The 26,288-nt window shown below is 60.0% G+C and carries 23 protein-coding genes; 10 read left to right on the forward strand and 13 right to left on the reverse strand.

The features are described from left to right. Nucleotides 1-24: 24 nt before the first annotated feature. Nucleotides 25-1,587, reverse strand: a complete 1,563-nt coding sequence (locus tag JJ889_RS13785; protein WP_291896078.1) for an NAD(P)H-hydrate dehydratase — start codon at nucleotides 1,585-1,587, stop codon at nucleotides 25-27. Between the two features lie 76 nt (nucleotides 1,588-1,663). Here JJ889_RS13785 and JJ889_RS13790 point away from each other — a divergent pair, with 76 nt between their 5' ends. The 9 genes from JJ889_RS13790 (at nucleotide 1,664) to JJ889_RS13830 (ending at nucleotide 15,366) form a co-directional block, all read left to right on the forward strand. Continuing rightward, nucleotides 1,664-2,002: a P-II family nitrogen regulator gene (locus JJ889_RS13790; RefSeq protein WP_291896080.1), complete on the forward strand. Its 339-nt coding sequence runs from the start codon at nucleotides 1,664-1,666 to the stop codon at nucleotides 2,000-2,002. A gap of 33 nt (nucleotides 2,003-2,035) precedes the next feature. Further along, a complete protein-coding gene (glnA, locus tag JJ889_RS13795) occupies nucleotides 2,036-3,439 on the forward strand; it encodes a type I glutamate--ammonia ligase (protein ID WP_291896082.1) in 1,404 nt (467 codons plus the stop codon). A gap of 158 nt (nucleotides 3,440-3,597) precedes the next feature. Beyond that, nucleotides 3,598-7,011 (forward strand): autotransporter outer membrane beta-barrel domain-containing protein, encoded by a 3,414-nt coding sequence (locus JJ889_RS13800; protein WP_291896084.1) that lies wholly within the window; start codon nucleotides 3,598-3,600, stop codon nucleotides 7,009-7,011. A gap of 50 nt (nucleotides 7,012-7,061) precedes the next feature. Next, nucleotides 7,062-7,664, forward strand: coding sequence for a hypothetical protein (locus JJ889_RS13805; protein WP_291896086.1), 603 nt, complete (start codon nucleotides 7,062-7,064; stop codon nucleotides 7,662-7,664). Nucleotides 7,665-7,702: 38 nt separating this feature from the next. Continuing rightward, nucleotides 7,703-9,718 (forward strand): DNA topoisomerase IV subunit B, encoded by a 2,016-nt coding sequence (gene parE / locus JJ889_RS13810; protein WP_291896088.1) that lies wholly within the window; start codon nucleotides 7,703-7,705, stop codon nucleotides 9,716-9,718. 256 nt (nucleotides 9,719-9,974) lie between these two features. Then, complete coding sequence (locus tag JJ889_RS13815; protein ID WP_291896090.1) at nucleotides 9,975-11,411, forward strand: amidohydrolase; 1,437 nt, start codon at nucleotides 9,975-9,977, stop codon at nucleotides 11,409-11,411. Next, nucleotides 11,411-12,682, forward strand: coding sequence for an amidohydrolase family protein (locus JJ889_RS13820; RefSeq protein ID WP_291896092.1), 1,272 nt, complete (start codon nucleotides 11,411-11,413; stop codon nucleotides 12,680-12,682). The genes JJ889_RS13815 and JJ889_RS13820 overlap by 1 nt, the downstream gene beginning before the upstream one ends. Nucleotides 12,683-12,792: 110 nt before the next feature. Next, the gene (locus JJ889_RS13825) at nucleotides 12,793-14,151 is read left to right on the forward strand and encodes a DEAD/DEAH box helicase (RefSeq protein WP_291896094.1); all 1,359 of its coding nucleotides are present in this window, start codon (nucleotides 12,793-12,795) and stop codon (nucleotides 14,149-14,151) included. Nucleotides 14,152-14,376: 225 nt separating this feature from the next. Further along, entirely contained in the window at nucleotides 14,377-15,366 is a 990-nt protein-coding gene (locus JJ889_RS13830) for a GGDEF domain-containing protein (protein ID WP_291896096.1), read from the forward strand. 35 nt (nucleotides 15,367-15,401) lie between these two features. On the opposite strand, the gene JJ889_RS13835 is transcribed toward JJ889_RS13830, so the two are convergent. The 11 genes from JJ889_RS13835 to JJ889_RS13885 form a co-directional block, all read right to left on the reverse strand. Continuing rightward, nucleotides 15,402-15,989, reverse strand: coding sequence for a glutathione S-transferase N-terminal domain-containing protein (locus JJ889_RS13835; RefSeq protein WP_291896098.1), 588 nt, complete (start codon nucleotides 15,987-15,989; stop codon nucleotides 15,402-15,404). Between the two features lie 5 nt (nucleotides 15,990-15,994). Continuing rightward, nucleotides 15,995-16,354 carry an iron-sulfur cluster assembly accessory protein gene (locus JJ889_RS13840; RefSeq protein ID WP_291896100.1) on the reverse strand — a complete coding sequence of 120 codons (360 nt, stop codon included), beginning with the start codon at nucleotides 16,352-16,354 and terminating at the stop codon, nucleotides 15,995-15,997. A 9-nt stretch (nucleotides 16,355-16,363) separates the two neighbouring features. Next, entirely contained in the window at nucleotides 16,364-16,792 is a 429-nt protein-coding gene (locus JJ889_RS13845; protein ID WP_291896102.1) for an SUF system Fe-S cluster assembly protein, read from the reverse strand. 9 nt (nucleotides 16,793-16,801) lie between these two features. Continuing rightward, nucleotides 16,802-18,043: a cysteine desulfurase gene (locus JJ889_RS13850; protein WP_291896104.1), complete on the reverse strand. Its 1,242-nt coding sequence runs from the start codon at nucleotides 18,041-18,043 to the stop codon at nucleotides 16,802-16,804. Beyond that, nucleotides 18,040-19,071 carry a Fe-S cluster assembly protein SufD gene (sufD, locus tag JJ889_RS13855; protein WP_291896106.1) on the reverse strand — a complete coding sequence of 344 codons (1,032 nt, stop codon included), beginning with the start codon at nucleotides 19,069-19,071 and terminating at the stop codon, nucleotides 18,040-18,042. The genes JJ889_RS13850 and sufD overlap by 4 nt, the downstream gene beginning before the upstream one ends. Beyond that, nucleotides 19,071-19,835 carry a Fe-S cluster assembly ATPase SufC gene (gene sufC / locus JJ889_RS13860; RefSeq protein ID WP_366940128.1) on the reverse strand — a complete coding sequence of 255 codons (765 nt, stop codon included), beginning with the start codon at nucleotides 19,833-19,835 and terminating at the stop codon, nucleotides 19,071-19,073. The genes sufD and sufC overlap by 1 nt, the downstream gene beginning before the upstream one ends. A gap of 2 nt (nucleotides 19,836-19,837) precedes the next feature. Continuing rightward, complete coding sequence (locus JJ889_RS13865; protein WP_291896108.1) at nucleotides 19,838-20,338, reverse strand: cupin domain-containing protein; 501 nt, start codon at nucleotides 20,336-20,338, stop codon at nucleotides 19,838-19,840. A 64-nt stretch (nucleotides 20,339-20,402) separates the two neighbouring features. Then, the gene (locus tag JJ889_RS13870) at nucleotides 20,403-21,059 is read right to left on the reverse strand and encodes a hypothetical protein (RefSeq protein WP_291896110.1); all 657 of its coding nucleotides are present in this window, start codon (nucleotides 21,057-21,059) and stop codon (nucleotides 20,403-20,405) included. Then, nucleotides 21,056-22,558, reverse strand: coding sequence for a Fe-S cluster assembly protein SufB (gene sufB / locus JJ889_RS13875; RefSeq protein ID WP_291896112.1), 1,503 nt, complete (start codon nucleotides 22,556-22,558; stop codon nucleotides 21,056-21,058). Before sufB ends, JJ889_RS13870 begins: the two co-directional genes overlap by 4 nt. Nucleotides 22,559-22,560: 2 nt before the next feature. Next, nucleotides 22,561-23,709: a cysteine desulfurase family protein gene (locus tag JJ889_RS13880; RefSeq protein ID WP_291896114.1), complete on the reverse strand. Its 1,149-nt coding sequence runs from the start codon at nucleotides 23,707-23,709 to the stop codon at nucleotides 22,561-22,563. 2 nt (nucleotides 23,710-23,711) lie between these two features. After that, nucleotides 23,712-24,179, reverse strand: a complete 468-nt coding sequence (locus tag JJ889_RS13885; protein WP_291896116.1) for an Rrf2 family transcriptional regulator — start codon at nucleotides 24,177-24,179, stop codon at nucleotides 23,712-23,714. Nucleotides 24,180-24,389: 210 nt separating this feature from the next. On the opposite strand from JJ889_RS13885, the gene JJ889_RS13890 reads away from it, so the two are divergent. Continuing rightward, complete coding sequence (locus tag JJ889_RS13890) at nucleotides 24,390-25,073, forward strand: alpha/beta hydrolase (protein WP_291896119.1); 684 nt, start codon at nucleotides 24,390-24,392, stop codon at nucleotides 25,071-25,073. Between the two features lie 59 nt (nucleotides 25,074-25,132). Here JJ889_RS13890 and JJ889_RS13895 read toward each other — a convergent pair whose 3' ends face one another. Next, nucleotides 25,133-26,233 carry an anhydro-N-acetylmuramic acid kinase gene (locus JJ889_RS13895; RefSeq protein ID WP_291896122.1) on the reverse strand — a complete coding sequence of 367 codons (1,101 nt, stop codon included), beginning with the start codon at nucleotides 26,231-26,233 and terminating at the stop codon, nucleotides 25,133-25,135. Nucleotides 26,234-26,288: the final 55 nt, after the last annotated feature.

Raw genomic sequence — 26,288 nt, forward strand, 5'->3', positions numbered from 1 at the left:
TGGTTCCGCCAAGTCCCCTTCTGTTCACACCCGATTTGCGAGGCGCTCATAAACCTCGGCCCGCCGTGCAGACGCTTCGAGTCGGCGCAGCGTCTCAGCAACCGAGCCCGGCAAATCTTCCGCGACCAGACCTTGCCCGAAGCGCCATCCGGCATCGCCATGAATCCAGGCGCCAGCACACGCAGCTGTAAAACTGTCAACGCCCTGGGCAATCAATCCCGCGATCAATCCCGCCAGCACATCCCCGCTGCCAGCCGTTGCCAGCACGGGGGAAGCATGGGTGTTCACCACCGGGGTCTGCCCCGGCGCGGCGATAACCGTGTCCGCACCCTTGAGCAGGACGACACAACCCGCTTTCTCCGCCGCCTCGCGAACGATTTCGATCTTGTTCTCTGGTCCGAGCGCGATCCCCGGGAAAAGGCGCCGAAACTCGCCGAAGTGCGGCGTCAGAACGTCTTCCGCTCGCAGGGCTGCAAACAACGCATCCTTATGCCCCTCGAAACTGCTCAACGCATCCGCATCCAGCACCATCTTGGTGTCACCGCCCAGTGCTGCCAGCACCTGGTCACGTGTCGTCAGACCGGTCCCATAAGCCGGCCCCATCACGGCAGACGTGGCTCGTAATGCGGACAGGTCGTCCCCTGCTTGAACCTCCGCCTCGCGCAACATGATCGCCGTCAGATGCTCCGCGTTTTCGGCCATGGCATTTTTCGGAGAAACCACTGTGACCAGGCCTGCCCCTGTCCGTAATCCAGCCATGGCGGCCAGGCGCGCGGCGCCTGTAGAGCCAGCAGGTCCGGAAAAAACTGCGAGGCGACCGCGCTGGTGTTTGTGGGTGTCTGCCCCGGAGCACGGTAGACGCTGTCGCCAGGTCTCGGAGACATTCCAGTAAGCGACCGGCGTTATCTCGGCCTGCCAGCCATTGGGGATACCGATATCCGCGAGCACCACCTCGCCGCATAGATCAGCTCCAGGCTGCAGGAAATGGGCTGGTTTGCAACGGTGAAAGGTGACACTCAGATCCGCGTGGAAAACAGGCCCCTCCAACGCACTCATATCACCGGACAACCCCGAAGGAAGGTCAATGGCCACGCGAATGGCGTCAGCCGTATTACTCGCCCGCACAAGATCCGCGGCCGGCCCATCAAGTGGGCGCGTCAAGCCGGCCCCGAACATTGCGTCTACAATGAGGGCCTGATCCTCGGTCCGAGCCCGGGATGCAAGCCGGGTGTCCCCGCTCCATTGCTGATAGGCCCAGAGCGCATCGTCTTTCAGCGCCTTCGGCTCGACCAGGCTGGCGAGCGTCACCGGCCAGCCCTGGTCCCGAAGGTATCGCGCGACGACATAACCATCGCCGCCGTTATTCCCGGGGCCACACAGAATCAGGGTCGGGCGCGGAGCCCAGCGCTGACAGATCGCCTTTGCGACTGCCCGACCGGCATTCTCCATCAAACCCGTGCCCGCCACGCCATGTTCAATCGCATAGCGGTCGCAGAGGGCGATATCCGCGGTGGACAGGATCGCCTTCTGCATCATTGCCTCAATTCGTAGCAGCACTGCTTCATGATCGAGCAGTTTCCCGTTCATCGCATATCACACCTTGCCGACTGCTTGTCTCGACCGGTGCCACCGATAGGTTCGGCTCAAGTCCAAGGAGACGGTCATGAAAAAGATCGAAGCGATTATCAAACCGTTCAAGCTCGACGATGTGAAGGAAGCCCTTCAGGAAGTCGGCGTGCAAGGCCTGACCGTTCTCGAGGCCAAGGGATTCGGCCGCCAGAAAGGTCACACGGAACTTTATCGCGGCGCTGAATACGTCGTGGACTTCCTTCCCAAGATCAAGATTGAACTGGTTCTGCCCGCGGATCGTGTCGACGCTGCCGTCGAAGCCATCCAGAATGCGGCCCAGACCGGTCGTATCGGCGACGGCAAGATCTTTGTCAGCCCCGTCGAAAGTGTCATCCGCATCCGTACCGGTGAGACCGGTCGCGACGCCCTCTAGCATTCAAACCCGACAAACCACGGAGACCGGCTCATGTCCGAGGCCATCATCAAGAAACTGCATGACGAGGAGATCAACTATGTTGACCTCCGTTTCACCGATCCGCGCGGCAAGCTGCAGCACGTGACCTTCGACAAGTCCCAGGTTGACGAGGACTTCTTCGAAGACGGCATCATGTTTGACGGTTCCTCCATCGGTGGCTGGAAAGCGATCAATGAGTCCGACATGGTGCTCAAACCGGACACCTCCTACACGACGATCGACCCGTTCTACCAGCAGCCGACGATGGTCATGTTCTGTGACATTCTCGAGCCGGGTTCGGGCGAAAGCTATAATCGCGACCCGCGCACGACCGCCAAGAAAGCCGAGGCTTTCCTGAAGTCCTCCGGCATTGGCGACGCGGCCTATCTCGGCCCGGAAGCGGAATTTTTCGTTTTTGACGATGTTCGCATCTCCACCGAACAGCACCACACCTCCTACAAGCTCGACAGCGAGGAAGGCCCCTACAACTCCAACCGCAAGTATGAAGGCGGCAATATGGGCCACCGCCCGGGTCCAAAGGGCGGCTATTTCCCGGTCAATCCGGTCGACAGCGGCCAGGACATGCGCACCGAGATGCTCGAAGTGATGACTGAGCTGGGCCTCGAGCCGGAAAAGCATCACCACGAGGTGGCTCCGGCGCAGCACGAGCTCGGCATGAAGTTCTCGACCCTCACCACGATGGCCGACCGCATGCAGCTCTATAAGTACACGGTCCACATGGTTGCCCATGCCTATGGCAAGACGGCCACCTTCATGCCCAAGCCGGTCTGGAACGACAATGGCACCGGCATGCACGTGCACCAGTCCATCTGGAAGGACGGCAAGCCGCTCTTCGCCGGCGACCGGTATGCTGACCTGTCTGACAACTGCCTCTACTATATCGGTGGCATCATCAAACACGCCCGCGCGATCAATGCTTTCGCCAACGCTTCGACCAATTCCTACAAGCGCCTGGTCCCGGGCTTCGAGGCACCGGTCCTGCTGGCCTATTCCGCCCGCAACCGTTCTGCGTCCATCCGTATCCCGTATGTCAGCTCGCCGAACGGCAAGCGCCTGGAGACGCGTTTCCCGGACCCCGCCGGCAACCCGTATCTGACCTTCACCTCGCTCTTGATGGCCGGTCTCGACGGCATCGAGAATCGTATCGATCCGGGCGATCCGATGGACAAGGACCTCTACGACCTGCCGCCGGAAGAGCTCAAGGACATCCCAACGGTCTGCCGCTCGCTGCGTGAGGCTCTGGAATCACTCGACGCCGATCGCGACTTCCTCAAGAAGGGCGGTGTCATGGATGACGACCAGATCGACGCCTATATCGATCTCAAGATGGAAGAAGTCGAACGCTTCGAGATGCACCCGCACCCGGTCGAATTCGACATGTATTATTCCTGCTGATCCGGCGATCCGCACGAAGATTGAAGAAGCGGTCGGGCCCAAGCCCGGCCGCTTTTTTGTTTCGACACACATGAATGGTCGACGAGCGCTATTCCATTCGCTACAAATCCACCCGAGTTAACTTATTCCCGCCATGGGTCGTTCTTCTAGGAGTCGGTATGCGTCGCCGTTTTATGTTTGCAAGCGCTCTTGCCACGCTAACAGTTTGCGCTCCCGCAGCGTTCGCCCAGACGACCGTCTCCGACGAACGTACGACTCCGATCGCGACGTCGACGGCTGGCTCGGGTGGTGGTGCTGACAGCATTGTCATCTCAAACACCGGTCGCGTAACGCTGACCTCGCCGGCGACTCCGGCTGTCACGATGGACAGCGACAACGATGTGACCATCGACGGCGATGTCACCGTGACGTCAGATGATGATGGCGGAGTGGGCGTCAATCTGCTCGGCGGTGTCTCGGGAGATTTGCGCATCGGTGGCGACATTACCGTCACAGCGGAAAACCTGCCCGGCGATGACGACAATGACGGCGATGTCGACGGAGATATCGGCGCGGGCAGTCATCGTGTCGGTGTCCTGGTAGACGGTACCGGTGCCTATGTCGGCGACGTTTTCCTTGAAACGGGCGGGACCATCTCTGTTCGCGGAAATGAATCGGCCGGCCTGCGCACTCTCACCGAAATGACGGGCAATATCGATATTGCCGGCAGTATCGGAACAGTCGGCGACAATTCATACGGTGTCGACATTGCAGCGGCTTTAACCGGCGATTTCAATGTCAGCGGCAACGTCGCAACGTCCGGCGAGGGCTCAACGGCCATCCGGATCGGCGGCGATATCACGGGCGGTTTCTACTTCAACGGCACATCCAGCACGACCGGTTTCCGGTTCGCCGGACGCCCGGTCACGGATACCCAGCTCACCAATATTTCGAACGACGACAATCCCGGTGAGGACACCGCGCAATCCGGAGCGACTATTCTGGTAGAAGCGAGCGTCAGCGGCGGCATTCTCTTTGATGCTCCGACTGACGACAATTCCACGACCAGTGCCAGCGCAATCTCCATCCGCGGCAGTGCGCCTGCTGTCCAGATCTCGGCAACCAGCGGTGACATCATCATTGGCGAATCGCAGCAGCCGGCAATTCCCGACGATCCGGACACGACCGACACAGACGAGAGCGTTGCCGCTATTCCTCTCGGTTTCTCCTTCGTCAATCGCGGCGCAATTACCTCGCGCGGCGAGCTCGATGACATGGACGCATTTGGTGTGCGGGTCGGCGGTACGGATAATGGTGCTGGTGGCTTCCACACCGCTACACTGACCCATGGCATGTCCAACACCGGCACCGTCACAGCCGCGGCACATTCCAACACCGTTGGCGCGTCTGCCTACGCCTATGACATCACGTCCGGCGCGCTCATTCCGGTCTTTTCCAACAGCGGCAATATCAGCGGCCAGGCTACAACCGTGGCTCAGGGCACCGCTTTCGCTGATTCCTACGCGATTTACATCCACAGCGACGCTGTGATGAACGCGCTGGTGAACTCCGGAAACATCCTGTCATCCGGTATCGGAGGCGGCAGCGCCTTTGCTGTCGTTGACCGCTCGGGTACGCTGACGAACATCACCAACAGTGGCACGATCCAGTCGGCGCGCACGGCACCATCATCCTATTTTGACGATAATGGCGACCTGATCTCTCCAGATGACGTGGACAATTACGACGTTGTTGCCATCGATGTGTCCAACAACACCACCGGGGTGACCTATCATCAGTTCTGGGTCCGCGACGTTGTCGAGGACGACCCCGACACCGATGCCGATGAGTCACTGAACGCTATTCTCGTTACCCAGGCCATCATTGCCACCACGGGCGATATCCTGCTGGGCTCGGGCGATGATGTCATCCGCATTGATGCTGGCGATGTACGCGGCATGATCGCCTTTGGCGATGGCAGCGACATGTTTGTGCTCGACGGTTCTGACGTCCGCGACGAGATCACTAATCTTGTTACCGCTGGTCGGATTGATGCCCTCTCCACCGATGAATTGTACGACGCTCTGCCGAGCTTTGTAGGTGCAGTTACGGACGCGGACGGCACGCTGGACATCGACATGCAGTGGGCCAGCCTTGAGCTGACCCAGGCTGGCGAGCTTCAGATTGGCGACGCGCGCTTCGGCGATGGCGCTTTGCTGCGTTTCGAGATCGACGCTGACGCCGCAGCCCCGCGCACCATCACAGCCTCCGGCGATGTGAATTTCGAGGCGGGATCCCGCCTGTCCATCACCCTCTCCAACCTGATCGGAGAATCCGGTGACTATGTCGTCCTTTCGGCAGCAAATCTGGACATTGACGAAGGCATCGCGACACTCGCCGATGCACCAAACCCGTTCCTCTACGACACCACACTGGCTCTGGACGAAAACAATTCCAACGCCATCATCCTGTCCCTGCGCCGCAAATCGGCGGAAGAGCTGGGCATGAATGACAACCAGGCTGCGGCCTATGGCGCAGCTTTCGCTGGCTGGCAGGCCAATGACGAGTTGGGTGCGGCAATTGCTTCACTGATCACCGAAGCCGAATTCTATCAGGCCTATAACCAGCTGCTGCCGGAATATGCGTCGAGCGCAATCCAGTTTGCGATGGCGGCGAATGACAGCTCGCTCGGTGCGCTGGCAACACGCCTCGAAGCTGCACGCCGCAGCCCGGACAACACCGGCGGCCTCTGGCTGCAGGAATTCGGCTATTTCGCGGATCGTGCGGGCACGGCGTTCGGACCTGGCTATCGCGGTCACGGTCTTGGTATGGCCATAGGCTTTGACCGGCCGTTCGGCCCCTTCTACGCGGTGGGTATCAACGCTGTGGGTGCCGCCAGTGAGGTGGAAGAGGTTGAGGGTTTTGACAATCCGATGTCTGCCATCACCAGCCAGATTGGTGTCTATGCCGCGGCCCAGACTGGTGATGTCTACATCGACATCTACGCCGGTGGCGGTATCGACAAGTTCGAGCACAACCGGCAGGTCGTTATCGGCAGCTTCTCCGCTGAACCAATCGCGGAATGGGATGGTTATCACCTCACCGGTTCGGCCCGCATCGGATACGACGTCCAGTTCGGGCGCTATTTCTTCCGTCCGTCAGCCTCGATCGACTATCTCAGCCTGACCGAGAACTCCTACAATGAGAGCGGCGGCGGTGCCGGTATCGACCTGATGGTCGGAGACCGTGATTCCACGAGCTTTACAGGTACTGCCCTGCTCTCGATGGGCGCGCGCTTCGAGGGTGATGACAACTGGTGGTCACCGACCCTGCGTCTGGGATATCGCAGTGAGTTGGACAGTTCCAACACGGACACCTTCGCTGCGCTCTGTGTCTCTGATTGCTCGGGTACGCCGACCTATAGTGATCGCTTCACCCTGCGGTCTCAGCAGATGCCAGGCAGTGGCTTCATCTTCGGCTTCGGCATCGCGGCAGGTTCGGATTACTCCACCTTCTCGCTCGACTATGATGCTGATGTCCGCGACGACTTCATCCGTCACACGGCACGTTTCGTGATCCGCCTGGTCTTCTAAATCGACACCAGGGCAACTTACGGTTAACCCGCTTCAACGAGGCTTGCGCGATGATCCGCGCAAGCCTCGTTTCGTTTCTGGCACTGACTGCCCTTTCCGCCTGTGGTCACGCACCACCGGACCAGGTCAATGACGCCTGTCTGATCCTTGAGGACAATCGCTCCTGGTGGCGTGCCTTGCAGCGCACCGAAGAGCGTTGGGGCACCCCGCCCGGCGTCCAGCTGGCCATTCTGAAACGCGAGTCCAGTTTCAACGCCCACGCAAGACCGGCGCGCAACCGTCTGCTCGGCATTATCCCCGGGCGGAGGCCCTCATCAGCCTATGGGTATGCACAGGCACTTGATGACACCTGGGATTGGTACCGCCGCGACACCGGCCGGCGCGGTGCGGACCGCGATGACTTCTCCGATGCCGTGGATTTTGTTGGCTGGTATTCCGCGAAAAGCCGTCAGCTTTCCGGCATCCAGCCCTATCAGGCCCGGGAGCTCTATCTGTCCTATCACGAGGGACATGGTGGCTATAATCGCGGCACTTATCGTCGCCACGACTGGCTGATGCGCGCTGCGGATCAGGTCGCGGCCGACGCCCAACGTTACGAAAACCAGATTTCCCGCTGCGAAAGACGGCTGTCACGGCGTTTCGGACTGTTTTGAAATTGCCCTTTGGCGCGCGACTCGTGCAATCTGGGCACATGTCGACGTCAAATTCTCAGACCGATCTGTTTGGTTCATCGCCCGCCCCGCAACCCGAGTCCGCTCCGGCTCCGGGATATTCCGCTGCCCATATCGAGGTCCTGGAAGGCCTTGAAGCCGTCAGACGGCGCCCGGGCATGTATATCGGCGGTACGGATGAACGCGCCTATCACCATCTGTTCGCGGAAATCCTCGACAACTCGATGGACGAGGCTGTAGCAGGATGGGCGGACCGGATCGAGGTCGCCATTGACGCTGAAGGCTATATTACCGTCACCGATAATGGCCGGGGCATCCCCGTCGACCCGCACCCGAAATACGAGAACAAGTCCGCCTTGGAGGTTGTGATGACTGTCCTGCACGCCGGCGGCAAGTTCTCGGACAAGGCCTACAAGACATCCGGTGGCCTGCATGGCGTGGGTATTTCTGTCGTGAATGCCCTGTCGCAGACCGTCGAGGTCGAAGTCGCGCGTGAAAAAACCTTGTGGCGTCAGACCTATAGTCGCGGCCTGCCGCAAGGCCCGCTGGAAAAGGTCGGCTCTGCACCGAACCGCCGCGGTACCAAGATCCGCTTCATGCCGGACACCGAGATCTTTGGCGACAAGCTCAAGATCAAGCCATCGCGCGTCTATGCCATGGCCCGTGCCAAGGCGTTTTTGCGCCGCGGCGTAAAGATCCAGTGGCGCTGTGCACCGGAACTCGTCGAGGGCACTGACACGCCTGCTGAAGCCCTGCTCTGCTTTCCCGGTGGTCTGGCGGATCGCCTCGCAGAAATCGTCCAGGGCCGCGCCCTGGTCACTGCAGAGAGTTTTGTTGGCAAGGTTGAGCGCGATGACGGCACGGGGGGTGTCGAATGGGCCATCGCCTGGTCCAATAACGGCTTCGGAGCCGAGGCCGATGGTTTCTGCCAGTCTTTCTGTAACACTGTCCCGACCCCGCAGGGCGGTTCCCACGAGCAAGGATTGCGCGCGGCGTTGACCAAGGGCCTGCGCGCCTATGCCGAACACGCCAACGCCAAGAAGGCCTCGCTGATAACCGCCGAGGATGTACTTGGTGGCGCAGGAGCCCTCGTCTCTGTCTTCATCGGGGACCCTGAATTCCAGGGCCAGACCAAGGAACGCCTGGCTACTCCCGAAGCAGCCAAGCTGGTTGAGACTGCCGTCCGCGACCAGTTTGATCACTGGCTCGCCGGTTCGCCCAAGGAAGCGACCAAATTGGTCGAATGGGCGATCGAACGCGCCGAGGACCGCGTCCGCCGCCGCAAGGAAAAGGCCGTCAAACGCCAGACGGCATCGCGCAAACTGCGCCTTCCCGGCAAGCTTGCTGACTGTTCCCGCTCTGATGCGGATGGAACTGAATTATTCCTGGTCGAGGGCGACTCGGCTGGTGGATCAGCCAAGCAGGCTCGCAATCGCGAGACCCAGGCCATTCTACCCCTGCGCGGCAAGATTCTGAACGTGGCCTCGGCCGCCGCGGACAAGATTGCCGCCAACCAGGAAATCAACGACCTGCTGCAAGCGCTGGGTTGCCTGAGCGGAAGCCGCTTCAACCTGGAAGATTTGCGCTACGAGCGTGTTGTCATCATGACTGACGCCGACGTCGATGGAGCTCATATCGCAGCGTTGCTGATCACCTTCTTCTATCGCTCCATGCCGGAGCTGATCCATTCCGGCCGCCTCTTCCTGGCGCAACCGCCGCTCTATCGCGTAACCCAGGGCTCGACGACGTTTTATGCGAGGGACGACGCCCACAAGGACCAGATCATCGCCGAGGAATTCAAGGGCAGTTCCAAGGTCGATATCGGACGCTTCAAGGGTCTTGGCGAGATGACCCCGTCACAGCTGAAACAGACCACGATGGATCCCAATGTGCGCACCATGGCACGGGTCGTGATCGACGAGGAAAACCTCCCGACACTGGAAGGCCTGGTCGAAACGCTGATGGGCAAGAAGCCGGAATTGCGCTTCGCATATATCCAGGAACACGCGCCGGAAATCAGTGGGTTGGATATCTAGCGCTGCATTGATACTGCAGGCCCGTAACAAGCTACGACACGAACACCACAAGCAGCGCGGGTGGCTGGTCGCGTGCGCAATCCCGCCTGCCCGCTTAAGAATGCAACGACGGCACCGTACCGCTACAGCATCATTGCGGACCGGAAGACATTTCGCTGAACTCAGCGAAGGGTAGCGAACTGAAATTGACGCTCCCCTCCTGATTGCGTTCAATGCGCGGGCACTCGCGACTCAGGGAACATCAAGAGGGTACATCATGACATCTAACTTTCTGAAGGCATCGGTGGGTCTCGCCGCCGTGTTCTGCCTTGCTGCATGCAGCGATGGCGGATCTGCGAGCTCCGGCTCGGGCGGGACAGATACTGCGGATGACGGAGAGGTTGTTCGCATCAACCTCGATCCGTATCCGTCCACCTATCAACCGATGTCCAGCGGCACGACACTGATCCAGAACGCCACGATCTTCGATGGTCTGGGTGGCCAGGTTGACGACGGAGATGTCCTGATTGAAGACGGCCTCATCGCCGCGGTTGGACAAGATCTCGATGTGCCGGATGGCGCAACCGTAATCGACGCAGCCGGACGATATGTAACGCCGGGTGTGATCGACATCCACTCGCACCTTGGTGTCTACCCCTCTCCGGGCGTTGGCGCCCATTCCGACGGCAATGAAGCGACCCAGCCGGTCACCGCGGAAGTCTGGGCTGAGCATTCCGTCTGGCCGCAGGATCCTGGATTTGAAGCCGCCCTCGCGGGTGGTGTCACCACGCTGCATGTCCTGCCAGGCTCCGCCAACCTCTTCGGTGGTCGCGGCGTGACCTTGCGCAATGTCTCCGGCCGCACTGTCCAGGAAATGAAATTCCCTGACGCGCCCTACACGCTGAAAATGGCCTGCGGTGAGAATCCATCGCGCGTCTATGGCAATCGCGGCTCCTCGCCAGCGACCGATATGGGCAACATGGCCGGTTATCGCGCAGCGTGGCAGCGCGCTTCCGACTATCGCGATGACTGGCAGGAATACTGGGATGCTGCGGAAGCGGGCGAAGACGCCTCACCACCGCGTCGCGATCTGGAACTGGACACGATGATGGGTGTCCTGGAAGGCGAAGTCCTGGTGCAGATGCACTGTTATCGCGCCGACCAGATGGCTCAGATCATGGATCTGGCCCGTGAGTTCGACTACCAGGTCACGACCTTCCACCACGCGGTCGAGGCCTACAAGATCCCGGATCTCCTGGCCGAAAACGGCGCCTGTGTTGCCGTTTGGGCAGACTGGGGTGGTTTCAAGATGGAAGCCTATGACAGCATTCGCGAGAACCTCGCCCTGTCCCATGCCAATGGTGCCTGCGCCATGATCCATTCCGACAGTTCCGGCGGCATCCAGCGCCTGAACCAGGAAATCGCGAAGGCCCTGGCCGATGGCCGCCGTGCCGGCATCGAGATCTCCGAAGCGGAAGCCTGGACCTGGGTCGCCAATAACCCGGCAACAGCGCTGGGCATTGCCGATCAGACCGGTTCCCTGCAGCCGGGCCTGCGTGGTGATGTCGTTCTCTGGTCAGGAAACCCGTTCAGCGTCTATACGCGCGCTGACCAGGTCTGGATCGACGGGGCGATGGCCTATAACCGCTCCGAGGAAAACACCCAACCGGTTCGGGACTTCATGCTCGGCCAGCCTGGTGAAGGAGACCAGTAATGAAACGACTTCTTTCTGCTCTCGCCGTTACGGCGCTGACGGCAACGTCTGCCCTGGCCCAGACCTATGCGGTCACCAATGGACGTGTCGTCACCAATACCGATGCCGGTATTATTGAAGGCGGTACCGTTGTCATCCGCGATGGCGATATCCTCGCCATCGGTGCAAATGTCACCGTCCCGGCCGGCGCAACAGTCATCGATGCGGATGGTGGCTGGGTCACCCCGGGCATTTTTGCACCCTATACGCAGCTTGGCCTGATCGAGGTGGCGCTGGAAAGCTCGACCAATGACGCCGGTGCCGGTGACAGTGAATACTCCGTCGCCCTGGATGTTGCGGACAGCTTCAACCCGGCCGGCACGCATATTCCGTCAACGCGGATAGAGGGTGTCACCCGGGCCGCGCTCTACCCGTCCACAGGGTTCAACCTCTTTGGCGGTCACGGCGCTCTTGTCTCGATGTCCGGTGCAGCCGACAGCCTCTTTGAGACCGGCAGCTTCGTCTATGCAGATCTTTCCCAAAGCGGCGCCGGCACCGCGGGTGGATCACGTTCTGCGGCATGGACCTTCCTGGAAGCAGCCTTTGGAGACGCCGCCGGTTTCATGGGACGTTTCAGTGCGCATCATCACGGTGACGCCCTTGATCGATATGATGCCGCGGCCCTGGTCCCCGTCGTTCGAGGACAATTGCCGTTAGTGATCAATGTTGATCGCGCCGCAGACATTCGCCGGGCAATCCGTTTCCGCAATGAACATCCGCCCGTCCGGATGATCATCCAGGGCGGTGCGGAAGCGTGGATGGTGGCCGATGAACTGGCCGCCGCCGGCATTCCGGTCCTGATGGACCCGATCCGTAACCTCCCGGGTTCATTCGACAGTCTCGGCTCCACCCTCGCGGCCGCTTCGCGCCTGCATGATGCCGGTGTCACGGTCGCCTATACGACGGAAACCGCGGATGGGTATTTCAATGCCCGCCTGCTCGCTCAGCATGCCGGCAATGCCGTTGCCCACGGTGTATCCTGGGATGATGCCTTCGCGGCCATCACCCTGGTTCCGGCCCAGATCTATGGAGTGGACACGCGTTATGGCGCCCTCGCCTCGGGTTACGCCGGCGATGTCGTGGTGTGGGACGGCGACCCGCTGGAAGTGATGTCGGCACCAACACACGTGCTGATCGATGGCCAGGAAACGGACATGGAAAGCCGGCAGACGATGCTCCGTGACCGTTACATGGATATCACGGACGAGACGCCATTTGCCTATCGGCGCTAGCGTTTCAGCCTTGTTGCGTTGACAGGGCGCGACTTGTCCGTATTTTGCCGCACAAACGTGGCCGCGCCCTACGGCGCGGCCACTCTCGTTGTAAGAGCACCAAGGACGCCATGACGTTCGACGATCTCGGGCTCAGCCCGAAACTCCTCGAGGCAGTTTCTGCCGCCGGTTACACCGAGCCGACCCCGATCCAGGCCGGCGCCATTCCACATGCTATCCAGGGCAAGGACGTTCTGGGTATTGCCCAGACCGGTACTGGCAAGACGGCATCCTTCACCCTGCCGCTGATCGAAAAGCTCTCGCGTGGCCGGGCCAAGGCTCGCATGCCGCGCTCACTGATCATCACGCCGACGCGCGAACTGGCAGCCCAGGTCGCCGAAAATTTCGAGACCTATTCAGTTGGCCAGAAACTCAACATGGCGCTGTTGATCGGTGGTGTCGCCTTTGGTCCCCAGGAAGAGATCCTGAACAAGGGCGCCGATGTCCTGATCGCGACCCCGGGGCGCCTGCTCGACCATTTCGGGCGCGGGAAACTCCTGCTGACCGGCGTGCAGATGCTCATCGTCGATGAAGCAGACCGCATGCTGGACATGGGATTCATCCCTGACCTGGAAAAGATCTTCTCGCTGACCCCGCCGCGCCGACAGACCCTGTTTTTCTCGGCGACCATGCCCAAGGAAATCCAGTCACTTGTTGACCGTTTTCTCAGGGACCCCGAGCGTGTCGAAGTTGCGCGCCCGGCAACAACCAGCGCGAATATCGAACAATTCCTCGTGCGCATTCCAACCTCCACGCCCAAGGCCAAACGAACTGCCCTGCGCGTGTCGATGGATCGCGAGAATGTGCGCAATGGTATCATCTTCTCGAACCGCAAGCGTGATGTGGATATCGTCGCTCGCAGCCTTCAGAAACACGGTTTCTCGGCGGCGCCGATCCACGGCGATCTGGACCAGTCGGAACGCATGGCCACGCTGGCGAACTTCAAGTCCGGCGAGCTGAAATTCCTGGTCGCATCAGACGTTGCCGCACGCGGTCTCGACATTCCCGATGTCAGCCATGTGTTCAACTATGACGTCCCGCACCACGCGGATGATTATGTCCACCGTATCGGCCGGACCGGTCGTGCTGGTCGCCAGGGAGAGTCGGTCACGATCGTCACCCCGGCAGATGACAAGTCTCTTTCAGCAGTCACCAAGCTGACCAAGAAAGAGATTCCGAATCTGGAGCTTCCGGGCCTGGAAGCAGCGCTGGAAGAGGCCGACGACCGCAAGCCGCGCCGCAATTCCAAGAGCCGCAAGAGCACGGCTGACAATAAGGAAAAGCCGAGCAAGCCTGCTGAAAAGAAGGTCGAAAAGGCCCCGGAGCAGGACAAACCGAAAGAGCGTAAACGCTCTCGTCGCGACGACAATGATCGCAATCGCACCCCGATTGTCGGTTTCGGTGATCATTTTCCGGATTTCATGCGCTAAATCACTGCGCGCCTGCAACTTATCCAATGAAATCTGCGACTGCGTGCTTCCGCGCGGAAAAGCTCATACCGTATGAGCGATTTTTACCCAATCTTACACTTTCTCTCCTAGCTTTCGCCGCATGAGTGATGTGCGGGCATCCTCTGGAGTAAGGAAGGATTGACGGTGAACGGTCGACTTTTAGGCAATGAGGGACGGGATCACGCGCAAAAAGCGCTGAACCTCATGGAACAGTTCAATGTTCCCCCAACCCCGGAAAACTATGCAGTCTGGGTATCCTTCGCGACTGACAGCAATCCTGAGCTCTGTAATTCGATCAAGGCCCGTATCGAATCGGAGGAAGAGTTCACAGACACTGTCAGCGCTGATCTCTTCGAACAATATTTCCAGTGGAAAGCCATCCAGGACGCAATCCTCGAAAGCGGCGGCGCCATGTCCCGCGAACTTGGCGCTGTGAAACAGAGCCTTGAAGCTGCCGAGCGCGATACCGCTGCTTACGGCCAGGCCCTGGAAGGTGCATCCACTGAACTCAAGGGTCTGCCGGATAATGACGGCATGAAGGTTCTTGTTGAATCACTCGTCTCCGCAACCGCCAAGATGCAGCGTCGCAGCCAGGATCTCGAAAAGCGCCTGCAGGAAACCTCCAACGAGGTCACCCAGCTGCGCTCGAACCTGGAAAAGGTCCGCGAGGAAGCGATGACCGATGCCCTCACCGGCATCGCCAATCGCAAGCGTTTCGACGAGGTCCTGCGCAAGGCCCGTCGCGATTCAGACACGGCCAAGAAGCCGCTGAGCCTAGTTCTTTGTGATATCGACTTCTTCAAGCGCTTCAATGACACATGGGGTCACCAGACCGGTGATCAGATCATCCGCTTTGTTGCCGGCTGCCTGACCCGTCATTCCGCCGACAGCCATCTTGTGGCGCGTTATGGCGGTGAGGAATTTGGCATTGTGATGCAGGGAACCTCTCCGGTTGAAGCCGCTCAGGTTGCTGAAAAGATACGACGAACAGTCGAAAGCAAGAAACTCCTTCGCAAATCGACCAATGAAGACCTTGGCAATATCACCGTATCGCTGGGCATCGCCAACTACACGGGCAATGAGTCCGTTGAAGAGCTCATCGAGCGAGCCGACAGCAATCTCTACCGGTCCAAGACGGAAGGCCGAAACCGCCTGACCGAGGACCAGCCGGAAAACAACGCCAACGCGGCCTGATGCTCCTAAAAAACCGAATTGAAACCGCCCGTGGACTAAGCGTCTGCGGGCGGTTTTGTCTGCGCGAAGGAGGGGCGTGCGGCCCAGGCGTCGTGGAGCCCCGTCAGTTTCGGATGCCCGTTCCGCCAATCACTCTCCGGGTAGCGAAAATCCAGATAGCTGACTGCGACGGCGATCGTCAGCGCGCCCATCGTGTCCAGCTCCAGTCCGCGATTGGCCTCTGCCTCCAGCACATCCAGCGTCCGGCTGATGCCCGCTTCGCGACGACCGATCCAGTAGTCGGAGTAGATTGCCTCGTCACGGACCATCTCCACACGACGGCCGACCGCGAGGTCCAGCAGCCCGCTGGCCAAAGCTTCGATGCGCTGGTCTTCCCAGTCATAACGCCAGGGATATTCCGCTTCCTCGTGCAGCATTTCGCCGATCAGAGTGCTTTCCGGATAGCCCTTGCCGTCACGGATGAGGCACGGAACCCGACCCAGCGGATTAGCCCTGAGCAGGATCTCGCTATCCTCGAACGGATGTGCGTCAATCTCCTCGACTTTGCTCTCCAGTCCCAGCTCCCGCACCAGAACTCGACATTTTCGGGCATAGGGTGAGGTGTGCGAGACGAGGAGTTGCATCAGGACTAGGCCTCTTTCACGGGGATTATGGTGACGCTCTCGCCGCAACCACATGCGTCGGTCTGATTTGGATTGTTGAAAACAAACTTGGAATGCAACGCCGTGGTCTCGTAATCGATCTCAGTGCCGAGGAGGAAAAGAAGCGCCTTGGATTCAAGAACGATTTCGACGCCTTTGTCCGCGACACGTTCGTCAAGGGCTTCCGGCGCCTCGACATACTCCATCACGTATTCCATGCCCGCACAGCCGCCATTTTTCACACCGACACGCAGGAACCCCTTCTCGCGATCGGACATGATGGATTTGACACGCGCGGCTGCGGCATCGGTTAGGCTGACAGCCTTGGGACGTTCACGCAGAGTCATTCAAGCCTCCTAGAACATGTTGAGCGCGAGACGCGCTTCGTCAGACATGCGAGCGGGCGTCCATGGCGGATCGAAAGTGAGTTCGACCATCGCTTTGGCAACGCCGTCCACCTTCTCAACGGCCTCCTGCACCCAACCGGGCATCTCGCCGGCAACAGGACACCCCGGAGCCGTCAAAGACATCAAAACCTTGAGCGAGCGGTCATCTTCCAGATCCACCTTGTAGATCAGGCCCAGCTCGTAGATATCGACGGGAATCTCCGGATCGAACACCGTCTTGAGTGCTTCAACGATATCGTCCGTGATACGCGCCAGCTCATCAGCCGGGATCGCGCTGGCTTCCGCAGAGGGCAACTCGGCGGACGCTTCCGCGATGACGTCCTCTTTCGGGGCCGTACCGGACAGGTCGATCACATCTCTGGCAGTATTCTCGGTCATCATGGTCACCTAGATGAGAAACTCACGAGCCTTCTTCAAGGCCTCGACAAAGGCATCGGCTTCTTCGACGGTGTTGTACACAGCAAAACTCGCCCGGCCAGTGGAACTGACACCCATGCGCTGCATCAGCGGCTGGGCGCAATGATGGCCGGCGCGGATCGCGATCCCGTACTTGTCCACAATTTGCGCGATATCGTGGGCGTGTGCGCCCTCAAGCGTGAAGGAGATGATCGCGCCCTTGTCCTGCGCCGTTCCGATGATCCGCAAACCATCGATATCAGCAAGGCCGGCCATGGCGCGGTCGAGCAGCGCACGTTCGTGTTCCAGGATAGCCTGGCGGTCATAACGTTCCAGCCAGCGAATGGCGGCGCCCAGGCCAATGGCATCGGCAATCGGCGGCGTACCCGCTTCGAACTTGTGCGGCACGTCAGCGAAAGTCACACGGTCCTTGTAGACGTCAGCAATCATCTCGCCGCCACCGTGATAGGGTGGCAAACGGTCCAGCCAGTCGCCCTTGGCGTAAAACGCGCCGATACCGGACGGACCGTAGAGCTTGTGTCCGGTGAAGACGAAGAAATCGCAATCGAGTTTCTGCACATCCACCGGCAGGTGAACAGCGGACTGGGAGCCGTCGATCATCACCGGGACATCAGCAGCGCGGGCAATGTCCATCACGCGTGCGACATCCGTCACCGTGCCCATGACATTGGACATGTGGGTGATGGTGATCAGCGCCGTCATCGGCCCCACCAATTGCGCCAGGTGCGCATAGTCGATCGAACCGTCATCCGTGACGTCGACCCATTTCAGCTCCAGACCAATACGATCCGCCAATAAGCGCCAGGGCACGATATTGGAATGGTGCTCGGCCTCGGAGAGGATGATCTCGTCCCCCGTTTTCAACATCTGGCCGAAACTGGCAGCCAGCAGGTTGATGGCTTCTGTCGTGCCGCGCGTGAAGACGATCTGGTTCGTGCTCGGCGCGTTGAGGAAACGACGCACATCCTCGCGTGCCGCCTCGAACGCCTCGGTGGTTTCGTTGGCAAGCGTGTGCAGGCCGCGATGCACATTGGCGTATTGCGCGCGATAAACGCCCGCCACGCTTTCGATGACAAATTCGGGTTTCTGTGCCGACGCCGCACTGTCGAGATAGACCAGCGGCTTCTCATTCACCTGGCGATGCAGGATCGGGAATTCGGCGCGAATAGCTTCGATATCGAGTGGAAGCTTGACCGGTGTCTGAGCCGTCATGCGATCGCTCCCAATCGTTGCCGCAAGAGGCCGGAAACCTCTTCGCGAAGCGCTTCATCCGAAATAATATCAATGGGTTCTGCGAGGAAGCTCTCAATCAACATCGCCCGCGCCTTCACCTCAGACAGTCCACGCTGGCGCATGTAGAAGAGCGCCGTCTCGTCGATAGCGCCCAGCGCATTACCGTGTGCGCACTGAACATCATCGGCATAGATTTCCAGCTCCGGCTTGGCGTCGATCTCGGCACGCTCATCCAGCATCAGCGCCCGGTGGGTCATCTGCGCATCGGTCTGCTGCGCTGCTTGCTCGACCTTGAACTTGCCCTGGAAAACGCCCTGCGCATGCGCCATTGCCGCGCCCTTGACCAGCTGACGCGTCACCCCGCCCGGACCGGAATGGGTCACCGTGGAGGTAAAGTCCGCGTGACGACCTTCCTCAAGAAGATAGACACCGCCCAGATGCACCTCAGCGCCCTCACCAGCATGGGTGATGTGCGTTTCGTGACGGGAGAGTTTGGAGCCGAACGACAGGGTGGCCTGCCTGTAGGTCGCATTCTTTCCGACACGGATACGGCTGCGCACAACAGGCACAGCGTCCATCGGCACATCGCTCCGGATCACACGCTCCAGCGTCGCGCCATCGCCAAGCGAAATCTCCAGACGGATATTCGGGAAAGCGTCGGCTGCAATGGTATGGACTTCGTTCAGAGTCACCGACGCGCCAGCAGCAATCTCGATTTCCAGACTGCCCACAGATACGCCAGCGTCTGCCTCAATCTTCAACGCGGTGTCCGCGTCCAGAGTGATAGCGGCAGGCGCGGGTTTCCCGTTCAGCAGGATGCGCGTTTCACCGGCCTGGTCGATGCCCTGGCTGGCCCGGCGCAGATCCGACCATTTCCAGGCTTCCGCACGTTTGGTGGGCAGGCCATGCTCGATCACTGCCTGGCGTGCAGCCGCCCGCCAGTCCTCGGCGCCGTCGAGAAGGTCGATCAGGGCCTGTTCGGCCGGTGTTCGGGAGATGACGCCCATCAGGCCACCTCGCCCAGGTATTTGTCATAACCATCCGCTTCCAGCTCCAGCGCCAGCTCCGGACCGCCGGACTTGATGATGCGGCCATCAGCCATGATATGCACCACATCCGGTTTGATATGATCGAGCAGACGCTGGTAGTGCGTGATCACCAGCATGCCGCGATCTTCCGCGCGCAGCGTGTTGACGCCCTCGGCCACCGTCTTCAGCGCATCGATATCCAGACCACTGTCAGTCTCGTCGAGGATGAGGAATTTCGGCTCCAGGATCATGGCCTGGAGGATTTCCATGCGCTTTTTCTCGCCGCCGGAAAAACCGACATTGACCGGGCGTTTCAGCATATCCATGGACACACCGATCTGTTTGGCCTGGGCGCGGGCGAATTTCATGAATTCCGGGGCCGACATCTCCTCTTCGCCGCGCGCAGTGCGCTGGGCGTTGAGGGCTTCCTTGAGGAAGGTCAGCGTCGGCACGCCGGGAATTTCCACCGGGTACTGGAAGGAGAGGTAAAGGCCTGCCGCGGCGCGCTCTTCCGGTTCCAGTTCTGCCAGGTCCTCGCCACAAAACACCATCTCGCCGTCAGTGACGTCATAACCGTCACGGCCCGTCAGCACATAGGAAAGCGTGGACTTGCCCGACCCGTTGGGCCCCATGATCGCATGCACTTCACCGGCAGGCACTTCGAGCGAGAGCCCCTTCAGGATCGGCTTTTCCTCACCATCCTGGGTTTCGACACGGCAGTGGAGATTTTTGATCTTGAGCACGATTATTCCTCGCCTTCCCAATAGTCGACTTCCTGGCCATAGGCGCGGTGACGAAACAATACGCCATCGCCCTCGCCGCTCTCATCACCCCAGGTGATGGCGCCGACCTTGTTGCTGTCGGGATACTCCACGACATCGGTTTTCTGCATGGTGGAGAAGCAGACATAACGCAGCTCCTCCTGACCTGTATTGATAAGCTGGTGCGCCTGGGCCTCGGCGCCTGCGGGCGCGGCGATCTCATCGCCTGCCCGGGCCGGATAGACCTCATCGCCGTAGCGGTACTCTGCCTGACCCTGCAAGATCAGGATGGCTTCCTCGATCACATGGTGATTGTGACAGGGAAAGGCGCGCTTGCCCGGCGGCACGACTGTCAACATCGCGCCAAGCTGCTCCATACCGATGACGGGTCCAATGCGACCCAGCTGGGCTTCAAACTTTTCGCCATGAGCCAGTGTGTCTAGCTGAAGCTTGTCGAGACTTACCACGGGGGGAAGACGTTTCATCATTCGGCTCCACCCATACCTGCTTCGCGGGCCGCGATGATCGTGTCGATCGGAAGAAGAACCATCATTCCCCTCCCATGTCCCGGATCGTACTCCCAACTTCTTCCACTCTTTGGGTCAGGTCCTGTGTACAATCAGCAAGGACCTCGTCCGCCACCAGCAAAGACCGCCCGAAGGCGGAACCAAGGCGAAGGTGGCAAACCCCCATTCCATGATCTTTGTCGATCTCGTAAACGAGGTGCAGACCGTCCTCGTCCAGCAGCCAGGTCGTGTACACATAGATTGCCGCTGAACTGCGAGCCGTGTCAGTCAACAACCCGCCGGGTGCTTCCGCGGCCTTGATGCCGAAACCTCCGCCCTGCCCGGCATAGGTAAACCAACCATCAGCGTCACGCTGGTAGACTGCATAGGTGCAATTGACCATGCCGCAGAACAAGGTGGCGATCATCTCCTCATCACCGTCCAGATCGAGATCGGAGAAGCGCGGCGCTCCCCAGAGCGCACTATCCGTATAGGTCGACGTTTGCTGCCGGCGCCCATCGCTCATTTGCTGCGATAGCACAAGATTGCCGCCGTCCATGGTCCAGGTCAGCGTCTCCCCTTGATCGAGTGCGGTCTGGCAGGAATACCACTCACCCGGCGTGAACCGTTCCGGGCATTCCGGTATCGCCTGCAAGTTGCTGCCGGCCATGGCCGAAACAAGTCCAATAACAGTAATCATCCTACACTCCCTTCAAGCGAGACTTTGAGCAGGTTCTGGGCTTCAACGGCAAATTCCATCGGCAGTTCCTGCAACACTTCTCGGACAAAGCCGTTGACCAAGAGCGCCGTGGCCGCTTCCTCGTCCAGGCCACGCTGGCGGGCGTAGAAAAGCTGGTCCTCGGAGAGTTTGGTCGTCGTCGCCTCGTGTTCGAGTACCGCCCTGGGCGTTTTGCATTCGACATAGGGCACTGTGTGGGCGCCACACTGATCACCGATCAAGAGGCTGTCACACTGGGTGAAATTACGCGCGCCTTCCGCCTTGCCATGCACCGACACCAGACCGCGATAGGTCTGGTCCGAGCGACCGGCAGAAATGCCCTTGGAAATGATGCGACTGGTCGAGCCCTTGCCCAGATGGATCATCTTGGTGCCGGTATCGGCCTGTTGATGCCCGTTGGTGACTGCGATCGAGTAGAACTCACCACGCGAGTTTTCGCCGCGCAGGACACAGGACGGATACTTCCAGGTTATGGCGGAGCCGGTCTCGACCTGGGTCCAGGAGATCTTCGAGTTTTTACCGCGACAATCACCGCGCTTGGTGACGAAGTTATATACCCCGCCGTTGCCGTTTTCATCGCCCGGCCACCAGTTCTGGACCGTGGAATACTTGATCTCGGCATCATCCAGAGCGACCAGTTCCACGACCGCGGCGTGCAGCTGGTTTTCATCGCGCATGGGTGCCGTACAGCCTTCCAGATAGGAGACATAGGCGCCCTTGTCGGCAATGATCAGCGTGCGCTCGAACTGGCCCGTGCCTTCTGCATTCATGCGGAAATAGGTCGACAGCTCCATCGGACAGCGAACGCCGGGCGGCACATAGACAAAGGAGCCGTCCGAAAAGACAGCCGAATTCAGGGTCGCGAAGAAATTGTCGGTCGTGGGCACAACCGAGCCCAGGTATTTCTTCACCAGTTCGGGATGATCGCGCAGCGCTTCGGAGATCGAACAGAAGATCACACCGGCCTTGGCTAGTTCTTCCTTGAAGGTCGTCACAACCGATACACTGTCGAACACCGCATCGACCGCGACCTTGGGCGTTTCACGTGCCTCGGCAGCCGTGGCGGCAGCGCCCTTCACACCGAGCAGGACTTCCTGCTCCTTGAGCGGAATGCCCAGCTTCTCGAAATCCTTCAGGATCTCTTCAGGCACATCATCAATGGACTCATATTTCGCGCCAGCCTTGGGCGCGGCGTAATAGTGGATGTCCTGGTAATCGATCGGCGGGTACTCGACCTTGGCCCAGCTGGGGTCGCGCATCTGTTTCCAGCGCTCGAACGCGTCCAGACGCCATTCCAGCATCCATTCCGGCTCGTTCTTCTGCTCCGAAATATAGCGAACGATATCCTCGTTCAGCCCTTTCGGTGCGAGCTCGGTCTCGACGTCCGTCGTGAAACCGTACTTGTATTTGTCGGCTTCTAGCTGCTTGACGTCTTCAATGGTTTCCTTGGTCGCCGCCATGGTCAGGCCGTTTCCTTGATCTGTTTCGATGCGCGTGCCCAGGCCTCGGTCCAGGCCTTGATCGCCGCATCCACGTCTTCATCTGTTGTCGACCAGCCCAGGCTGATCCGGATCACGCCTTCGGACAATGCGTCATCAAGGCCCAGGGCGGTGCCCATTTTTGACGCCTTGGCCTTGCCGGAAGAACAGGCCGCGCCGGCCGAGATCGAAATACCGGCAAGATCCATGGCCATGACCTGGGTTTCCCCGCGCCAGCCCGGCACTGCCAGTCCGATCGTGTTGGGCAGGCGTTCCGCACCCTCACCCAGAACAACAACATTCGGATTGGCCTCGCGTATAGCCGCGATCATGCGGTCGCGCGAGCCTGCCAGGGCAGCAAATTCTGCAAGCTTGGCATGCGCCTGTTCCAGCGCCAGTCCAAGCGCCGCATTACCGGCCACATTCAGCGTACCGGATCGACGCCCCTGCTCTTGCCCGCCACCGTGATTGTGGCGTGTCATGGGCGCATTGCAGGCCGCGATCAGCGCGCCTACACCTTGGGGGCCGCCAAATTTGTGCGCAGCAATCGCCATGTAGTCCGCGCCGAGCCCCGCAAAATCGACAGGAATTTTTCCGGCGGACTGGACGGCGTCGACGATCGCGAGACCGTCTCTTTGCTTGATCAATGCGATGGCGTCGGCCACCGGCTGGATGGTGCCGATCTCGTTATTGGCCAGCATGATTGAGAGAACGGGACGACCGTCGTTTTCAGACCAGCTGTCCATGCGTTGTTCCAGCCAGGCCAGATCCACCACACCCTCACCAGTCACCGGCAGGATATCGATCGGCAAACCAGACGCCCGGGCGCTTTCGACAATGGCGGGGTGTTCGATATCCGAGATGATAACGCGCTTCACCCCGGGCGCATGGGTCGCGCTGGCCATGGCCAGATTTAGTGCTTCTGTGCCTCCGCCCGTGAAAATCACATCCTCGGGACGTGCGCACAAAGTCTTGCCGACCTGGCGCCGTGCGTTGTCGACATGGCGGCGCGCAGACTGGCCATGCTGATGCACCGCCGAGGCATTGCCGACGCTACCCATGAGCTCGCTCATGAGTTCGATCACGTCAGGTCGGACCTGCGTGGTGGCGTTGTGATCCAGATAGACGCGCATGTTTACTCGGCAGCGGCCGATTGACCTCTATCGCCCTGTCCGATGGCGCCGGATGCAGCGCCCAGCAGGCGACGCTCCAGCACATCTTCCAGCGTCACGGAGCTCAGGAAGAGATAGATGTGACGGGACAGCTCGTCCCAGAGATCATGGGTAACACATCGCCGACCATCCGCCAGACAGCCCTTGGCGTCGGAACACCGGGTGACGCGCAGCGGTTCGTCCACTGCCATGATGATATCCGAAACACGGATTTCGGATGCTTCACGGCTCAGGCGATAGCCGCCGCCCGGCCCGCGGACCGAGGCAACCACCTCGGCGCGACGCAGCTTGGCGAACAATTGTTCAAGATAGGAAAGCGAGATGGACTGGCGCGACGCGATATCGCTCAGCGTGACCGGCCCCTGCTCTGCAGCTCCTGCAAGATCGGCCATTGCCATGACGGCGTAGCGGCCCTTTGTGCTCAGCTTCATGTATCTACCTCCTTAAACGCTCGCATCTTTCGGCATGATCATGCTAAGACGCGCAGCTTCGGGGTGGGCGACAGGCGCCGTTTGGCGACTGAAACCAAATACCCGAGCTGTGTAGTCAGGTATATGTGCCCTTTCGATCGTGCTTTCAATGGTCGAATTGCCGCATGCCTGCAGAAATGACATTGGACGAGCTAGGAAGGTACCCCCTGAATGCCCGACGTAATCATCCCCGGCCCGGCCGGCCGACTGGAAGGGCGCTACAGCCCGAGTGAAGATGAAACCGCACCGATCGCGCTGATTCTCCACGCCCACCCGCTCGGCGGCGGCAGCATGGATAACGACATCGTCGATATGATGTACGATACCTTCCGCAAGCGGAATTTCGCCACGCTGCGCTTCAATTTCCGTGGCGTAGGCCGGTCCCAGGGCAGTTATGACCAGGGTCTCGGTGAGCTGTCCGATGCCGCAACCGTGCTCGACTGGGTCCAGGGTTATAATTCCGGCGCGCGTTTCTGCTGGGTGGCCGGCCACTCCTTCGGGGCCTGGATCGGCATGCAGCTTCTGATGCGCCGTCCGGAAATCGCGGGCTTCATCTCCGTGGCTCCGCCGACCAACATGTATGACTTCACCTTCCTGGCGCCCTGCCCAGCCTCCGGCATCATCGTCAATGGCGGTGCCGACAAGATCGTCCCGGCTGACGATGTCGAGCGGGTGATGTCCAAGATCCGTGTCCAGAAAGGTATCGAGATCCGCCGCGAGCTGATCCCGGATGCCAATCACCTGTTCACCGAACATGCCGAACCGCTGGACATCATGCTCAACGACTATCTCGACGAACGCCTGCCGATCGTCGAGAAAGAGCGCTCCGAGCGCACGATTACGGGCAAGCGGTAAACATCGCGACGACCCGACAAAGAAAAGCTCCGGTCGATGCCGGGGCTTTTTTTCTGAGCTCAACTCGCCCTTCTTCCACCACATACAGGCTCCGAGGCACCTGTTGTCGATGGCAAGCTTGTCGGCAAACCGCGCTCAAAACGGGCGGCCAGCCAGGCGAAAGCCTCTGCCTCGATATAGTCCCCACGCCAGCCGACCGCTTCAACCGGCTCAACCTGCACCCGGGGAAGTTCCTCTTCGAGCATGCCCATCAGAGTTGCATTGTGACGCCCGCCCCCTGTGACCAGGACACGAGACGGTTCACCCAGCATGCGGACTGCATCAGCGACCGTGCGCGCCGTGAACCGGGTCAGCGTGGCCGCGCCATCCTCCAGGGACAGGCCGCGTACCGGAGCTAACGAGAAATCCCAACGATCAAGGGATTTCGGAGCGGCTTTCGGGAAAAACTCGTGAGACATCAGTTGTGCCAGGACATCCAGATCAACGGCGCCCGCACAGGCCAGCTTGCCGCCTTCATCATGGGATTTGTCGGTCAGCTCCTGGCACCAGGCATCTATCAAGCCATTGGCCGGACCGGTGTCAAAGGCGATCGGGTCCTGACCGTCTTCCAACCAAGTCACATTGGCCACTCCTCCCAGATTGAGCACGGCAATATCACCCAGCCCGGCCTTGTTGGCGAGCGCCCGGTGATAGAGCGGTGCGAGCGGGGCGCCCTGCCCGCCCATTTGCATGTCGGCAGAGCGGAAATCATAGACCACCGGCATGCCCAGCGCCTGTGCGAGAGCCTCCCCATCACCGATCTGCAGGGTCTGGCCGGCTTGCCCGTCCTTGGGCGCCTTGTGCAATACAGTCTGACCGTGAAACCCGATCAGCTCGACCGGCGGCGCGGAAAGCGACTCGCTTTCCAGCACAGCGCGAACGGCCGCGATATGGGTCCGGGTGAGAACGTCTTCTGCAGCCGTGAAATCAGGCTGATCACCCTCGAAACCCCAATCCAGTGCCCTGTCGACCGCATCCTGAAGAATGCTCCGGTCTTCGGCCGTATAGCTGATCTCGGTACCCGCGCCATAGGCCCGGATATCCTCACCGTCTGTCTCAATCAGGGCAGCATCAACACCGTCCAGCGAGGTCCCGCTCATGAGACCGATCACACGCTTCATGCCATCTCCCTCTTTTCTCCCATCGAATTGCGACCTAGAAGCGATCTATCAGGAG

The organism is Maricaulis sp., from assembly GCF_017643475.1.
Classification (GTDB): Bacteria; Pseudomonadota; Alphaproteobacteria; order Caulobacterales; family Maricaulaceae; genus Maricaulis.